Raw genomic sequence first — 16,897 nt, 5'->3', positions numbered from 1 at the left:
AAATTAATTTGAATAATCCGGTTTATCGTTATCTGTATTAGAGTCTAGTTTTCTAACTCGTTCCCAGGATTCAACAAATGATCCTGATGAAAGGGATTCTGTCAAAATGGTTCTGCCTTTAGTGTATGCAGCAGCATTTCTGAATAATTCAAGAGATTTACTTCTTCCTGTTGAAGTAGACTTTACAAAATTCTCATTAATCTCCAGGTTACTGCCCGGCCTTACTTCCTCCTTGTTTATACCACTAAGAACATTTGCTATATTTTTATATCTGTCTTCACGGGCTGCAAGAGTAGTACCTGTATTAACAGATTCAAACCTGCTGTCATAAGCATATCTCAACTCCCCGGGTTCTGGCAAATCAGTGTTTAGCAGGGCTTCAATATTTAATAGTCCCTTCCCATATTGCTTCGGTATAGAATCCATTTTTCGGGCAGACTTGTGAAGGCACCATCTGAATGCTTCTACTCTCTGCCATCCCTGGGTATATTTTTCTGATATGGCATTTCTATTTTTGGCTAACCACAAGGCAGCTGCAGAAGCAACATGTGGAGTAGCATAACTCGTCCCGTTTCCGTAAATCATACTTTCTCCTTTTTTTGTGAAAATAGGAACGTAAACGTCTTCTCCAGGAGCTGCAATATCTACGTTTCTTCCACTACAACTTCCTGTCCAGGGTTTATCCTCCGGATTGGTTGCCGCAATACAAATAGTACCAGGATATTTAGCAGGTTCTACAACAAATTTAACCTGATTTCCTGCTGCACAACACCAGATTACACCTCGATCATAGGCAGCCCTCACTATATCTTTTAATGCGCGGGTACCCGGTAATATCCCGAGACTCATTGTTATAACATCATACCTGTCTGTAATCACTTTATCAGCAGCTCTGACTACTTCTCCTACTCTACCAACAAGTATGACATTTTTAGTCACTCTGAAAGGAACTATTTTAAACTCTTCATTTACTTTATCAGCTATTCCTTTTAACAGACCAAAGTTTCCCTCTTTATCAGGAGAAAGGTCACTATCCTCATTTCCTATGATCAAACTACCTGTTCGCATACCATGACCAAAATGAGCCAGGAATTTTAATTTACTTTTTTCATCCTGTGCCTCATCGTCCAGATCCACAAAATCATAATCTAATACACTGTTAAAGCCACCTTTCACTTTAGAATGTGGATAATTACCGGTATCAAATTGAGCAATTTTCAAATCCAGTAGATTGTCTAGTGAATTATTATCCTTTAATACTTTTAATATTTTAACCGGATCGTACTTTACTGCCTGATGATTCCATTTTCGAACTTTTAATCGTCCCTCTATTGAATCGTGATCCTTCTTTGAGAAATATTTACTATTGTAAATTCTCATATCTGTTATCTCACTACCTGAGCTTTCAAGGAAAGGGTTGTCAGAGGGTGAGAACAATTCATCTTCACTACTTTTCATTGTAGTAAACCGAGGCACTTCAGGTTCTGCCTCTTCAATACCTTCGAGAGATTCAAGTCTGGCCGCAAGGTCCCAGATATTATCAGATGATTTAATCTTAACTGTAATATAATCTTCCAGAAGGGTTGACATATTATAGTTCGAAAAAGGCTTAATACTAGATTGAGGGAATTCGTTTTTAATCACCTTGCTAACAAACTCAAAAGAAAATGGCCCTCCATTAAGTTTTACGACAAATTCTTTTTCAATTCCCCCTGGCTGGCCATTATCAGAAGGACTGATATCAGACATAGTACTTTGTGGCACCACCTGTTGTGCATCTCTAACCACAGCTGGAGAATTAACTGAATCCTGAAGAGGTTCTTCAGAAGTTATCATTAGATTTAGCAGGTTCTTTCTCTTATCTTCCATGTTAGCCGGAAGAGGAAGGTTTTTAATTGCTTTTACGATCCGGCTGATTCGGACACCCTGATTGGCTATCCAATCTATATCAGTATCAGTATCAACTGCTGAATTCCATATCGAACCATCCTTTTTAAGGTAATTTCCCTGGGAGTCTCTTTTAGGTACTCCTGCATTGTGAAGAGCAATTATTTCACCCGTTCCAAGTGCTACTACCATACTCCCACTAGAGCCGGGTAGTGTATCACTTTCATAGAAAAGGTGTGAATCTGCCCCAGGAGCATCTTCTACAGTTAACAGGCGAATATCCCTCAGCACCACCTTTTTGTAATCGCCTTTAGGATGCTGGATAATCATACAATTTTCTCCTTCTATAACCTTACCGATATTTTGATCAAGGATCACATGTCCAAAATCAGAAAGTGATTTATTTTTTTCTTCACTCACTGGTTCTACAGCAACAATTGCAAAATCCAGAAATTCTTCCCGGTTATCAGAAGGGTGTGCTGGAGTCATAAAAAAAACATCCGGTCTCAGATCATAATAATACCCGCTGTTTACTTCCCCATTTACATCTCTTTCATAAGCCATATGCAATTTGGAACGTGATGCTGTATTGGCATCGGGAAATACATGCTGGTTAGTCATTAGAAGGTTTTCCCCGATTAACCATCCTGTACCATATCCTCCATTACCAAGGATTATTCTTCCTACGGTTCGGGCAAAACCGACCATTCTGTCTAAAATACAAGCATCCTGAAAATCCGGATTATTAATTACCCGCTCCAGTAATATATCTATTGGTTGATCAGATTCTCTCAGAATCTTTTTCTCCCTGTTTAAACGAGCTTCTAACCGATCCTTGTTTTTAGAAATATCAGTTAATTTTTTCTGACCGGTACGTAACAGACTAATATCTCTTCTTACCTGTTCAATCTGTTCTTCCAGATTGTAATACTCTTGTGCAGCGTGGTCTATCCCTAATTGCTGAAGGCTGGAAATGCGTGCCATACTCATATTTTTAAGTCTGATGACCGTTTAATTCATATAATACAATTAACTAATAATAGAGTTTAAAAACAATTAAACCCATAGCTTAAACCTAAATTATGACTTTAATTAGATTTCAATTTCAGCAACAAAGTTTTGCACCTTATTACCTAACTTTTCAATCACAGTATCCCTGACCTCCTTATAGATCTCTTTATTTAGTGTGTATTTCATTGAGTATACATGGACTTCTGTTTCGTCTTTAGTAGACCTGAAAAACAAAATCTGTTTGATCTGCTTACTGGTAGATAGTGTAAAAGCACTTAAATTAAGAGACAAACTCTCATTGGTTTCATTGGCAAGGCCAACCTGAAAATTTCCTTTGTTCATGGTATGAGTGTTTTTCTCAAATGCGATGAGCTTATTATCCGAATTACTCATACCCTTAAACGCTTCAAGTGTTTTCATAACGATCTTTAAAGCGCTTCCTCCTATCGAGGCTCCTAATATATCCAGGATAACATTTTCCATTTCGAAAACTGATTTACTGGATTCCAGTTTTGAAAACTCTTCATTTTCGATAGTCCAGCCTACACCTCGCATAACCCGGTTAAATTCCTTATACCAGTTTTTCATTTCTTCAGAAGTGATCTCATCAGTGACAGGAAACTTTTTATCAGCAGCCAGTTGAGATATTAAAACCGAATTAAGAACATCCTTTCGGTTTTGCCCTTCTACCTCTGAGACAAATGAAATAAGCCCTTTATTGCTCATAAAGCTTTCTTCATTTTCCTGTTGGGCACTCTCAAAAGCAATAGAAAAGGGATCCTGAATCTCCAGAGAGTTTACTTCTTGTTTTGGAAATTCCAATTCCAGATCGGAAACAAATTTTATTGGATCATCTGTGGTCATGATAGATGTATTTTTAAACGGTAATTGGCATTAATATTAAATATTCAAATTACACTCTAAAATCAACTTGTCAATACCCAAGGTTGGGTATATTCGTAGCTGGATGTTGCATTTCCGTCATTATTAATAATGACTTCTTAGTACAGATACTTATTTTATATCTCCAATTAACCTTTTATCCATTCATAACTAATTTATTTAGCTAATATAATTCTTGTGTTTTAAGTTGAATTTGTTAATTATATTGAAAAGCCAGATAATTAAACACAATGAAAATCGATCAGGATTACGTTGATACCATCCAATCAGAATATCGACTATGGCAATTGAAAATGAGCCAGAGTCCATCGCTCATGAATCAGGCTACAAAAGGTATTCAACATAAAATAAACACACTCATTCCCGATAAGGTGCATGATTTTGTTACCAGGGCAATAAAAGAAATAACCAGAACAGTAATATTTGGTGCCGAGTATACGACTCTCCACCAAAAAGATTTCAGGTTTTTCAGTGAAGCTGAACAGTTCGCATTAAGAAGAATTGATTTCTACGCTTCCTCATCTGCCGCAGAGGGTGCTATTACCGGTTTTGGTGGTTTTATTTCTGGCTTAGCTGATTTTCCTCTATGGCTATCCCTAAAAATGAAGTTATTGTTTGAAGTTGCTAACGGTTATGGGTATGATGTGAAAGATTACAAAGAGAGATTATATATACTCCATATATTTCAGTTAACATTTTCCAGTCAGAAACACCGCAATGAGATTTTTAAAATTATGAAAGACTGGGAAAAGAATTCTGAATCTTTACCTACGGATATCAATGATTTTGACTGGAAGACCTTTCAGCTGGAATACAGGGACTTTATTGACCTGGCTAAACTTATTCAGCTTATACCGGGCGTGGGAGCAATTGCAGGAGCGTATGTGAACCATAAATACACTAAAATTTTGGGTAGGTATGCAATGAATGGATATCGACTGCGATTGTTAGATCAACAAATTAAATAAGATCAAATGCCAATGCATATGAATACAATTGCATTGCATTTCTGATACTTAATTTTCGATTGATGTTTTTCCGATGTTGTTCTACCGTGCATCTGCTTATAAAAAGCATTTCACCAATCTCTTTATTACTTAAACCTTCGATTACCAATTCAATGATTTCCTTTTCTCTTGGTGTTAATTTTTGAAAATGTTTAATATGACTTAAACGAAACTCTTCTTGTCTGATAATCCTTCTGATCTTGTGATCCATTAGGCTGGAATAATCTAACGTCTTCATTGTTGAATAATAACCTCGTGAAACTTATTACGACAGTCACTATATCTTCACGATTGAAAATACAGGATTTAGTTCTTCTTAATATATAAAAAAATAAAAGAAAAATTAAATTAAATATTAAAAAAATTATAAAAACGAAATTTTAGTTAATTGATTGAAGGGTTTACCCATAAATGACTAAACCAACACCAATCTCCGTTACTATTTTTTGCTGTTAAAGTATAAAGGGTCCTTCGTCTTAGGAGTATAGAAGATGAAGCCTTTAGTTCCACTTCGATAATATTTTTTATAGTATCATTTTGAATTGACATTTCACATTCTGCACCTTGTATAAAACACTGTATTTCATCAGATTTTATAGCATCTCCCTGAATTTTAAGTTCCAAAACAGGCTGTGGGATACTTTTAGAAATGATCTGATCAGAAGGTTTTTCACCAATTATTTTAAGTGGTTTCATATTAGCTTTCGATATAAAACTGTTAATGTCGGCATAAGATTCTGACATAGGAAACCTGGGGCATTCCATTAAATCCGTATCTGAATATATTACTCCGGAGTTCTGAGCTGCAGCACCCTTAAATCCTAACTTTTTTACAATTGCTTTCATCTCATTATCATATTCACCAAACGGATAAGCAAAAGTTTCTGGTTTATGTCCAAGTTTGACTTCGAAAAGCTGTTGAGAAATCGTTATTTCCTTTTCAAATTCAGTATACCTGTCTTCAGGATCAATATTAAGAAAATATTCGTGTGTGTGAGTATGATTCCCTATTTCTACTCCTTCATTATTGGCCTTATTTATTTCACCCCATGTCATATAATCCTTACCTCCTACACTCTCAGAATTGACAAATAAAGTAGCCGGAAAATCATACTTTTTTAAAAGAGGTAAACCATTATTAAAAAAACTCTTATACCCATCGTCTATAGTGATTACAGCCACTTTTTTATTTTCAGAACCAGACTTTATATAATCAAGTGCTTCAGAAAATGTCACCACTTCAAAATTATTATCTTTTAAGTATTTAAGATGAGCCTCGAAATCTGATAATGATATATTAGTTGAGGGAAATCGGTGATCGCCAAACCTGTGGTAAACAAAGCAAACTACGTCCTTATAAACTTCGTTAGTTATGGATTCGTAAGTTATTAACCTCTTTTTAGTTTGATTATCACAACCGGTAATAAGAAAAAATAAGAAGAGAAATAAATTAGCGACTAATAATATATTCTTCATTAATTTTATAATTATCATACCTGGTTAATTCATTCTGGTCTATTATCCTATTCAACTGATTTACATAGGCCATTCCTCTTTCAGAATAACGATTTAACAGAGGTAATAATTCATCTATATCATCAGTATTCTTCCTTTTCTCTCTGAACTTTTTATATGCGAAAGACCTTCCGATCGTAATAAAATAATCATTAATAGATTGTGATATGTTATTATACTTCCTCAAAAAAACGTTAGAACCAATAGCCGGAATCCTGGGCTCTTTCGGATCAAATGACCAGATTCCAAAAAGATTATTTGCCTCGTTAAAGAACCTGGAACTTCCCCATCCACTTTCTACTGCAGCTTGTGCCATCACAATGCTTGTCGGATGTACATTCATTCTATCAATCAGGTCGGTAATATTTTCAGCATTAAATTTTTCAATTTGCTGATAATAAAAAGTTGAATCTGAATTGTTCCATCTCTTTTTGTCACTTAACTTTTTAATCTTATTCTGATCCCGGGTAATGAAGTATTTTGAAATTAAAATAGCCGGTAAAACGACCTGGATGAATTTATCTTTTGATTCTTCGACAGGCAAAGAAGATAAAATCTCTGTATTTTTATATAAAATGGGGTCAACAATTGAATCCTCAGGCTCTACAATATCATCAGGAGTATTTATCTCAACCGAAATAGTTCTGAGTATCTTTTCTTCATCACTACATGATGAAAAAACAAGGATCAAAAGCACTAATAACCAGTATGATTTATTCATTAACAATTATAGTTCAACACAAATCTATTCAATTGTATGGAACGTCTAAATGAAATCTTTATTTCATTTTAACAAGTTCCGGTTACCCTTTCAAAAAATTATACAAAAATATCTGTCAGATTATAGGTTTAAATCAGCTTTACAGCATTAAATTTTTGTTATATTTAATGTAATTCATCTATCAACAATTAATTATAAAACCATGAATATTTTCGAAACAATCAGAGAGGATCATGAAAAGCAACGAACCCTGCTCGACATTCTTGTAAAAACCGAAGGAGACAGTGACGGAAGGCGGGAGATCTTTGAAAAAGTGGATAAAGAACTAAATAATCATGCCGAAGCTGAAGAAAAATACTTTTATGTTCCATTAATGGAAGCAGACATGACGAGAGATAAATCCCGGCATAGCATTGCAGAGCATCATGATATCGAAGAATTAGTCGAAGAATTACGTGAAAAGGATTTCAGTTCTCCAGGATGGTTAACTACCGCTAAAAAATTAAAAGACCAGGTAATACATCATTTAGACGAAGAGGAACAGGAAGTTTTTCAGATGGCAGGTAAAGTTTTATCTGACACCCAAAAAAACGAACTAGCTACTTCTTTCAGAGAAATGAGAAACAGGCTGGATAATAATTAAATCTTAATCCAACTAAGTAGTGGCAGGAGCTTTTTCCTCCTGGGGGATTTTTCCTGCTTTTACTTTCAAATCATATAAAGCCATATAAAGACAAGGGACAATCACCAGGATGATCGACGTGGCAAATATAATTCCGAAACCCAGTGAAATTGCCATCGGGATTAACTGATACGCCTGCCTGGATGTTTCCAGGATAATTGGTGTTAACCCACCAAAAGTAGTCAGGGTGGTTAAAATAATCGGTCTGAATCTTCTTACCCCTGCATCCCTGATTGCTTCATAAACTTTAAGGTCTCCCCTGTTTTTATTAGCATGATCGATCATTATCAGTGAATCGTTTACTACCACACCAGACAACGCTATAACACCCATCAAACTAACAAGTGATAAATTATAACCAAGCAATATGTGTCCAATCACTGCACCCACAATACCAAATGGAATAGCTAGCATCACAATAAGTGGTTGCGAATAACTATTTAAGGCCACAGCTAACAAGGCGTAAATCACCATCATTGCGATTAAAAATCCTGACCAAAGTGCTTCAGTAGATTCTCGCATATCTGCCTGACTACCCTCAAAACTCCAGGTAATGCCAGGAAAATCAGCCCTCAACTGGGGCAGAACTTCAGTATTTATCGATTCCAGTACCCTAGTTTGGGCACTTGCAGGCTCTACATCCATACCCACAGAAATGATTCTCTTTCCGTCCCTTCGATTAATACTGGTAAAGGTCTCTCCTCTCCTAACCTTAACTACATTAAGCAAAGGAACTTCAGTTCCATCCTGAGTACGAATAATAAAATCCTCAAGATTATTCATATCCATGCGCTCATGCCTTGGAAGCTTTACCCGAACTTCTGTTTCGTTTATCCCCCTTAACTGCCTGATTGCTAAGGCTCCAAAAAAAGCATCCCTGACCTGCTGACCAACTATTGCCGGCGTAAGTCCCAGACTTCTGCCTTCAGGTAACAGTTCAAACCCAAGCTGCACTTTTCCTTTGTTATAATTATCGCTAATATCCCGGGTTTCTTTAAATTCCTCCATTCTTTGCACGAAGGCTTTACTGGCCTTTTCCAGGACTTCCACATCTGTATGACTAATATCAACACTGATATCCTGTCTCCAGCCACCCGGGCCTCTTTCTGCTTCAAAAGTGATCTGATCAACTCCTTCGATATCCCCGATATTATCACGCCATAATTCTATTACTTCTTTAGCTGACATATCCCTTTGATCCGGTGGCTTCATTACAATTTCAACATCTATAAAATTGCTACCCCGAACATTGGTCTTTACTCCATCAGCAACTTCGAAAAGATTGTGCTTTTCAAACATCTTAAAGGTATTGTCAGTAATCTCGAGAGCAGTTTCAGCGGCCTGAAAAGAAGTAGTGCCAACTGGCAACCTCACCCCTGCTTCAATCTCATTTGCAGCATCTTCCGGCATCATTACCATTCCCATGTGGTCACTATATCCAAACCCACCAATCACGACTAACAAAGCTACGGCAATACTTAAGGTTATGTACCGGTTTCTTAAACTTCTGTCCAGAAATGGTCTGTAATAGTTTTCTACAAAATAAGTAAATGAGTCGGCTATCTTTTGCTGCCATTCTTCCAACTTTTTGACGATAGCCAGCTTTTTATCTTTAGGTTTATGAGATACGTGTGAAGGCAAAATAAATAATGCCTCGAAGAGAGATACTGCCAGAACCACGATCACCACTACTGGAAGCGGCCACCAGTATTTACCGGTTCTTCCCGGAATAAATAACAATGGTATAAACGCTACAATCGTGGTGATTATACTAAATATTACCGGCCTGGATACATCTTTTGCACCTGCAATGGCTGCATCCAGATAGTTGTAGCCCTTCTGCCTGTATTCGTATATATTTCCCCGACTACAACTGCATCATCTACCACAATACCGAGAACTATTAAAAACCCGAACATCGATATCATATTAACGCTGATATCCAGTGAAGGGAAAAAGATCATCCCTCCAATGAAAGAGATCGCCATTCCCATCATTACCCAGAAAGCAAGCCTGTATTCAAGGAATAACCCAGGATCACCAGGACAATCACGATTGCATATAGTCCGTTTTCTGTTAGTAATGAAAGCCTTTGTCTGTAGTCCTGTGCCCTGTTACTATCGATTCTGACATTGACTCCTTGAGGAAGGGTTGGCTCAAAATCAGCTAGTATTTGTTTTACAATATCTTCAATTTCTAAAGGTGATTGATCTCCTATCCGGAAAATCTGCAGATCAACCGTATTCTGACGGTTGAATTTCCCATGAAAACCTGTCTCTTCAAATCCATCTTCTATTTTGGCTATTTCTCGTAATTTAATTGTCGCACCGGATTCTGAGGCAATAACATCTACCCTGCCGAATTCCTCCGCCCATAATTTTCTCTCTTCCATTCTCAAAAGGATCTCTCCTGATTGAGTTTCCAGTGCCCCGGCAGGCACATCCGAACTTGAAGCCCTGATTATATCTGCCACCTGACCTAGAGTCAGGTTATATTCTCTTAAAGTGTTTCGAGGAATTTCTATATGAGTAACGAATTCTGGAACATTACCGATCTCTACCTGTGTTATCTCATCGTTACTTAACAATCTATTTCGAAGTCTTTCAGCAATTTGTCTTAAAGTCCATATATCAACATTTCCAAATAATCCGATTTCTAATACATCCCTTTGTTGAGATTCGAGACTTACCTGGGGTTGCTCAATATCATCTGGAAATGTTTGAATTCTACTCACAGCCTGATCGATATCCTGGAAGGCTTTCATTCTGTCAGTGCCAATGACCAATTCTACCGAAACGGTACCAGAACCTTCATTAGCGGTGGAAGTAATTTCTTTTATACCCTGAACACCTTTAATGGTCTCCTCTACTGGTAATAAAATCCCTTGTTCTACCTCAGTAGGAGCCGCTCCGGGATATACAACGCTAATATTGACTACATCTAATTGAAATTGAGGATAAACTTCTTTTTGGATAGTGTACATCGTATAAATGCCACCACCCAGCAAAATGAACATCAGAAGATTAGCAATAATAGGGTTTCTGGCCATATAGGCTATCGGCCCGCTATTCAGGTCTTTATCTATATTTTGATTTCCTTCCTTCATCAGTTATCTTAGTTCGGTTACCGATGTATCTTCTCTTGTTTCTTCCTTTACTCTTAAACTGGATCCTTCAACTACAGTAGATATATTAGTGGTCACAACTTTATCACCATCATTAAGCCCATTAACGATATAAGCATACTTGGAATCCTGAAGCATCACCTCAGCATCTTTAATCTGCAATTTACCATCCTGCATTACCCAGACCGTATTTTCTTTTCTCAAATAGTCCCTGTTTAACCTGACAACATCCTTAATCTCATTAGCCTGGATATGTACCTCAACAAAAGACCCAATTAGTAGTGGATCTTCTACAATATCACCCGCTTCAAAGCCGAGGGGATCATCGATAGTAATAAGTACCCTGGCTAGTCGTGTTTCATTATTTAATGCACCGATCAGCTTATAAAGCTTTCCTTTACGACTGATCGTCCCACCTGAACTACTTTTAATATCTACTGTGGAAGCAGGTTGATTATCATCGCCTGGAAATCTCAGATACCTTACTTTATTGACAGGAATATTCGCAACAATCCAGTATTCTTCGACTCCTACCAATCTTCCCAGGTTATCTCCTGGCGAAACCATTGAACCCTTATTGGCATTTCTGGTTATGATTTGGGCATCAAACGGTGCTTTGATTGAAGTACTGATTAAGTCTTCCCTGGATTGTTTAACCGCAGCTTCAGCCGCAGCCACATTAGCTTTAGCTATCTCCAGTTGAGGTTCTCTTAACACAAGAGATTTGTTTTCCGGAGACATATCTTCTCCAATTAACTCATAATCTTTTTCAGCAACATCCTGACGTCCTTTTTCTATTGCGAGATTAGCTTTGGCGAGTTTAAGATCACTCTGGCGAAGCATTAAATTATTTTCAAAATCAGCCGGATCAATCTGAACCAGCATTTCCCCTTTTTTTACCAGGGTACCCGGGGTAAATTTTTCAGAAATAGATACGATCAGACCACTTACTTCCGGACTGATCACAATATCTTTTGATCCCTGTACGGTACCGGTAGCTACGACAACGGGATTGTAATCTCCTTTTTCAACGTTTTCAACGTTTACTAACATCGCTGTTTTCTTTGTCGCCCCTTCCTTTTCAGCCTCAGGTTCTGTTAAAAATATGATCACAGTAGTTGCCACAGCTCCAATCAAAATTGCAATTGATATAAATATGGTTTTTTTCTTAGTCATTAAAGTGATTCTTCTTCTTTAAGTTCTGATTCTCTATCGGTTTCAAAGCCTCCTGCAAGTGCTCTGTAAAGTCCCACTCTGATTTCTAATAACTGTAACCTGGCATTTATCAGATCTCTTCTGAGTTGTTGCTCCTGGTTAATTGCTACCAGTACATCAAGGTAAGGTAATGATCCATTCAGATATTCATATCTTAACTGTCCGATCGTTTTTTGTAATAGGTCTATTTGATTTTCAACCAGAGTAATATTTTCAATTTGTTTTTGTTCACTTATTAATGAATTTTCAATTTCCTGAAAGGCAGTTAACACTACATTGGCATAATTATTCACTTGCTGCTGTCTCACTGCTTCATTTCTATCTACTTCTGCTTGTAAACGCCCTCCGTAAAATAACGGTGCCAATAAACTTCCGGTAACAGCGACAGCCTGGTTTTGAAACAAATTTTCAAAGGTATTTGATCTGATAGCAGCCGTCAGAGAAAATTGTAATCTTGGGTATTTATTACTGATTGCTGCAGCAAGGTCTCTATCAGAAGCCTGTAAATTAAAATAAGCACTTTGTACATCTGGCCGTCTGTTGACCAGCTTTAATGGAACACCGGTGCTGGGCAGATCGGGTAATTCAGGAAGGGATGAACTGATACTATCCACAGTACCCTCTGGTGGTTGACCCAGTAATACGGATAATTGATTTTGTAGCGTATAAATTTGTGTTTCAATAAACACCTTTTGAGCTTTGGTGGACTCGATCAACTGCTTTTGTCTGAGAATATCTACTCCTTTTACCTGTCCACTTACAAACCTGGCTCGAATTAAAGATAGGACCTTCTCATTTGTTGCTATCTGATTCTTAATTAATTTATATTGCTGGTTCCAGGCTTTTAACCGAAACCAATTCAATGTAATTTGTGATGATAGTGTTATTGCTGCAGTTTTATAATCATAATAGGATGCTTTAAATCGATACTCCTCCGCATGAATACTGTACCTGATCCTTCCCCAAAGGTCGAGTTCATAATTAGCTCCGAGAGAAAGCTGCATATTTTCACCACCTACGAAGTCAGGTTCCGGGCGACTTATACCACTGCGAAGCTGAAGATCAATCTGAGGTAAAACACCAGCATTAACAACAGCAACTGAGGCTCTGGATTCAATTAATTGATACCATACAGACTTTAGGGAAAGGTTATCTTCTAAAGCTGAATCTATCAGAATATTGAGTGTATCATCATTAAATGCTGTCCACCATCTGTCCGGCTGAAGTGAATCTCCTGATACAGAAAAATTTTCAAGACTGTCGTAGGGAAGATCTACCTTGGCAACTTTAGGTGAGCAACTTTCAATTAGAAAAATCCTGATAATAGACTTAAAAAGACCGTAATTCTAAACAACTGCAATATTTTTATATTTGGGCATTTCAATGTTTAAACCTTAAACAGATATCTGTTTCAGATACTGTGGAACTCTTTTTAATTTAAGTTATTTATAAGTACAATAAAAATTATTTCTTCTAATTACAAGCCATTTTACTTAATCATAACCTGCTAATAATTGAATTGTTTTAATTCAGAAATAATGATCGATTAATTCACATAAATAAAAATTAGGGAGGGTGATAATCTTTAAATTCGGGCAAAATATTATATTTGCCTGTTTTATATTATTAGATCATGGGAAGAGCATTTGAATTCAGAAAAGCGCGTAAGCTAAAGCGCTGGGGCCACATGGCCAAAACATTTACCCGTATTGGTAAGGATATAGTTATAGCGGTTAAAGCAGGAGGACCAGATCCGGAGACGAATGCAAAACTCAGAGCTGTAATCCAAAATGCCAAGGCTGCCAACATGCCAAAGGATAATGTTGAAAGAGCCATAAAACGAGCTTCATCTAAAGAACAAGGAGATTACAAAGAGGTGTTATTTGAAGGATATGCTCCACACGGAATAGCTGTTCTGGTAGAAGCAGCTACAGATAACAACAATCGTACAGTAGCTAATGTCAGAAGTTATTTTAATAAAGTTGATGGCAGTCTCGGAACTTCCGGATCAGTGGAATTCATGTTTGATCACACCTGTCACTTTAGAATAGCAAAGGAAGGTATTGATATAGAGGAACTGGAACTGGAAATGATTGATTATGGTGCTGAAGAAATTTTCGATGATGAAGATGGTATCATGATCTATGGTTCTTTCGAAAGCTTCGGAGCTATTCAAAAAGCTTTGGAAGAAAAAGGAATTGAAATCTTGTCTTCAGGCTTTGAGCGAATTCCTAATGTAACCAAAGAATTAAATGAAGAACAAACAGCTGATGTCGATAAACTTTTGGAGAAGCTGGAAGAAGACGATGACGTCCAGAACGTTTACCACAATATGGCTTAGCAAATAATAAAATTAAAAAGGTGCTGGAATCGGCGCCTTTTACATTCCTACCAATTCGTCAATCTCAACCTGGTAATCTGCCTGTAGATCCTCATGAAGCTTTTTCTTTACTTTATTGATTCTTACCAATAAACGTTCGTACATATTGAATAAAGCTGTATAACTTCTGATATCTAACCCGGATTCTTTAATTGATTTTGCAAAATAAATCAGTATCTCTATTTCGGTTTGTTTATTCCCGGAGTACCTGATGTATTTATTAAGATTTCTTTGAATCTTTCTTAAGCTCTTTTTAGCATAATAAATATGCGACCGGTTAATTTCAGAGATCTCATCATCGATCGTTTCTTTTATTAAATTGATATACCCCTGTTCATCAGCTGCTTCAAAGAGTAAATAGGTTAAGAGTTCTTTATTGTCTTTTTTAAACCGGGCTAACCGAAGACAGATTTCAAATAATTCGTGTGGGTCCCGAGTAATCAATTCTTTTTTTATCTGGGCTAAAGTCGCTGCTTTCATGCCTCAAAGATAAGAATTCAGTTTTTACCCACTGGATTTCCCAAAAGTAAATATCCCACCAATTCTTAAAATCAAGGTAAACACCGCTGCTATTGATCCTATTAATGCATTTATATCATTTAGAAAGCTTACTTCCCCAAAACTGATAAAAACTATTAAACTAATTACTACTAAAAACAAAACTGAAGAGGTTGTGCTCCAACTACCTCCTTTTCGTTGTTCAAGTTCACGAGCTAATGCTTCATCAGAATCGACCTTTGAAAGCACAAAATTTGTAAAGCTTTCATTCATTAATCTCAATGAATGGTCATAAACTAACACTCCTTTGTGTAAGAGATCTATGATTCCATCAACATTATTCGTATTAACAAATTTGTCTTTTGCAATATCAAATACTGTATATCTTTCTTCTTTGGTCAGTGAATTCCAAATAGAAAAGTAATAAGAATAAGCAATCTCCTGAATCAATAAAATTTGATGCTCAGGAGGAATATCCTTTTCTAAGGGACCTTTCTTAAATGCCTCATTTATTTTATAAAGGTACCTGCCATGATCTAATTCCTCTTTTAGTAATTTATTATTAGAGTGAAACTTATTATTGTATTCAAAAGGAATGGTCAACCGGTAAAACCCTCCCAATAAATGAAGCCACATCTTATAGTCAATTTTATAAATGGCTATTTCTTTTCTTTTCTCGAGCAGTTTTTCATCTCCTTTTTTAATTGACTTCTCAAGCCTTCTGATTGATCCTTCATAAAAATCATAGATTTTAGCAGGACTTATTTCTGAAGAAATTATAACTCTAATATTGGGGTTGTCTACAAATCTTTTAAGTATTCTTAATTTAATTTTATTAAAAAATAAATCATTATATCCAAACTCAAAATGCTCAATGAATATCATTACCCATTTACCATGATCACTTGATTTTTCATCAAGAATAGATACAAGATCATTTATTCTTTTTTCATTTTTTTCCTTAAAGAATAGTGATAAGGTAGGATTATCAAGCTTAACAGTTTCAAAATCAATATTAAGGTTTTGTAATTCTAAAAAGTCTAGACAATAAAATTCAATTTCTTCCCAGGACTTAAAACTATTTCTTATTTCAAATATGTGAGAGGCATTAACTCCTATAAGCATTGTATTATTAAATGAATTAGCACTTCCTGAGTTTTCCTTAAATAATATTTTTAATCTTTCAGCTACATATCCTAGTCGTTGTCTTGGTACCAGGTTATCTGCATAACTCTTAAAATCAAGACCATATATCCTGTAAGTAGAGAATTTAATAAAATAATAAAGTATTAAAAGGGTAATTAATATACCTGCTGCCAAACTAAAATAGCTTCTGTTAATATATTTTTTTACCTCTTTAATATAATCAGCCCATTTGGAATGGGTTAGGCTATTGTAAGAAGCAGATTCACTAATACGATTGCATTTATTATCTTTCTTTTCAGTTTTCTCCACAGAGCCAGCATTGGAAATATAAGCACCACTCACCTCTGCATATTGATTAAATTCCACTCTGATTTTTCTGTAAAAGGCATTAAATAAATCACTATACTTTGGAGTAAAAAATGGTAAGGCTTCAGTAAAGAGTGGTTGTGTTTCAATAGTTTCACTGTAGTTCCATAAACCACTAATTTTCATTTCATCAATAAATGAATGAATATTATCTATTGAATAGCTAACAATTTCATCATTTCCTATTTGCGTAAATTGAGCCTGTTTTTGCCTACTCCAATTTTCTATTTGAACATTTCTATATTGATTATTTACATTTTGAAAAATCTCGTATTCTTTTTATTATATGAAAAATAGAAGAGGAGGGTTGGTAATACTGAAATTAATACTACCGTGGATACTAAAAAATAAAAATAGAGGTTAAAACCATATTTTCCAGAATTAAACTTATTAACCAGCTTCTTTTTACTCCTTATTCTTAATATTAAAAAGAATATTGTTA

General features: G+C 36.0%; 15 protein-coding genes. 3 read left to right on the top strand and 12 right to left on the bottom strand.

Annotation, left to right across the window (positions count from 1 at the left end; all coding sequences use genetic code 11):
• Positions 1-3: 3 nt before the first annotated feature.
• Both DCC35_RS10600 and DCC35_RS10595 read right to left on the bottom strand, forming a co-directional pair.
• Positions 4-2,877 carry a S8 family serine peptidase gene (locus DCC35_RS10600; protein ID WP_137090766.1) on the bottom strand — a complete coding sequence of 958 codons (2,874 nt, stop codon included), beginning with the start codon at positions 2,875-2,877 and terminating at the stop codon, positions 4-6.
• A gap of 102 nt (positions 2,878-2,979) precedes the next feature.
• Positions 2,980-3,762, bottom strand: a complete 783-nt coding sequence (locus DCC35_RS10595) for a hypothetical protein (protein WP_137090765.1) — start codon at positions 3,760-3,762, stop codon at positions 2,980-2,982.
• A gap of 269 nt (positions 3,763-4,031) precedes the next feature.
• Between DCC35_RS10595 and DCC35_RS10590 the strand changes: the two genes are divergently transcribed.
• Positions 4,032-4,769, top strand: a complete 738-nt coding sequence (locus DCC35_RS10590; protein WP_137090764.1) for an EcsC family protein — start codon at positions 4,032-4,034, stop codon at positions 4,767-4,769.
• Here DCC35_RS10590 and DCC35_RS10585 read toward each other — a convergent pair.
• The 3 genes from DCC35_RS10585 to DCC35_RS10575 form a co-directional block, all read right to left on the bottom strand.
• Positions 4,762-5,046: a response regulator transcription factor gene (locus DCC35_RS10585; RefSeq protein WP_137090763.1), complete on the bottom strand. Its 285-nt coding sequence runs from the start codon at positions 5,044-5,046 to the stop codon at positions 4,762-4,764. The genes DCC35_RS10590 and DCC35_RS10585 overlap by 8 nt on opposite strands.
• Positions 5,047-5,192: 146 nt before the next feature.
• Entirely contained in the window at positions 5,193-6,284 is a 1,092-nt protein-coding gene (locus tag DCC35_RS10580) for a polysaccharide deacetylase family protein (protein ID WP_175402785.1), read from the bottom strand.
• Positions 6,259-7,044 carry a glucosaminidase domain-containing protein gene (locus tag DCC35_RS10575; RefSeq protein ID WP_137090761.1) on the bottom strand — a complete coding sequence of 262 codons (786 nt, stop codon included), beginning with the start codon at positions 7,042-7,044 and terminating at the stop codon, positions 6,259-6,261. Before DCC35_RS10575 ends, DCC35_RS10580 begins: the two co-directional genes overlap by 26 nt.
• Before the next feature lie 202 nt (positions 7,045-7,246).
• Here DCC35_RS10575 and DCC35_RS10570 point away from each other — a divergent pair, with 202 nt between their 5' ends.
• Entirely contained in the window at positions 7,247-7,687 is a 441-nt protein-coding gene (locus DCC35_RS10570; RefSeq protein ID WP_137090760.1) for a hemerythrin domain-containing protein, read from the top strand.
• 12 nt (positions 7,688-7,699) lie between these two features.
• Here DCC35_RS10570 and DCC35_RS21525 read toward each other — a convergent pair whose 3' ends face one another.
• From DCC35_RS21525 to DCC35_RS10555, 5 genes are read right to left on the bottom strand one after another with little or no spacing between them, the layout of a single operon-like run.
• A complete protein-coding gene (locus DCC35_RS21525; RefSeq protein WP_262710390.1) occupies positions 7,700-9,538 on the bottom strand; it encodes an efflux RND transporter permease subunit in 1,839 nt (612 codons plus the stop codon).
• Positions 9,505-9,714, bottom strand: a complete 210-nt coding sequence (locus tag DCC35_RS21520; RefSeq protein WP_262710337.1) for an efflux RND transporter permease subunit — start codon at positions 9,712-9,714, stop codon at positions 9,505-9,507. The genes DCC35_RS21525 and DCC35_RS21520 overlap by 34 nt, the downstream gene beginning before the upstream one ends.
• A gap of 8 nt (positions 9,715-9,722) precedes the next feature.
• Positions 9,723-10,832 (bottom strand): efflux RND transporter permease subunit, encoded by a 1,110-nt coding sequence (locus tag DCC35_RS21515; protein WP_262710336.1) that lies wholly within the window; start codon positions 10,830-10,832, stop codon positions 9,723-9,725.
• A gap of 3 nt (positions 10,833-10,835) precedes the next feature.
• A complete protein-coding gene (locus DCC35_RS10560) occupies positions 10,836-12,026 on the bottom strand; it encodes an efflux RND transporter periplasmic adaptor subunit (RefSeq protein ID WP_137090759.1) in 1,191 nt (396 codons plus the stop codon).
• Entirely contained in the window at positions 12,026-13,372 is a 1,347-nt protein-coding gene (locus tag DCC35_RS10555; protein WP_394347726.1) for a TolC family protein, read from the bottom strand. Before DCC35_RS10555 ends, DCC35_RS10560 begins: the two co-directional genes overlap by 1 nt.
• Positions 13,373-13,698: 326 nt before the next feature.
• On the opposite strand from DCC35_RS10555, the gene DCC35_RS10550 reads away from it, so the two are divergent.
• Positions 13,699-14,406, top strand: a complete 708-nt coding sequence (locus DCC35_RS10550; protein ID WP_137090757.1) for a YebC/PmpR family DNA-binding transcriptional regulator — start codon at positions 13,699-13,701, stop codon at positions 14,404-14,406.
• Positions 14,407-14,445: 39 nt separating this feature from the next.
• Here DCC35_RS10550 and DCC35_RS10545 read toward each other — a convergent pair whose 3' ends face one another.
• A complete protein-coding gene (locus tag DCC35_RS10545; RefSeq protein ID WP_137090756.1) occupies positions 14,446-14,925 on the bottom strand; it encodes a hypothetical protein in 480 nt (159 codons plus the stop codon).
• Positions 14,926-14,949: 24 nt separating this feature from the next.
• On the bottom strand, positions 14,950-16,581 hold the full coding sequence (locus DCC35_RS10540; protein ID WP_137090755.1) for a hypothetical protein: 1,632 nt from the start codon (positions 16,579-16,581) through the stop codon (positions 14,950-14,952).
• Between the last annotated feature and the right edge of the window lie 316 nt (positions 16,582-16,897).

It is taken from the genome of Mangrovivirga cuniculi (assembly GCF_005166025.1).
Taxonomy (GTDB): Bacteria; Bacteroidota; Bacteroidia; order Cytophagales; family Cyclobacteriaceae; genus Mangrovivirga; species Mangrovivirga cuniculi.
The sequence above is the reverse complement of the archived record's forward strand: the minus strand, read 5'-3'. Positions and strand labels throughout refer to the sequence as shown.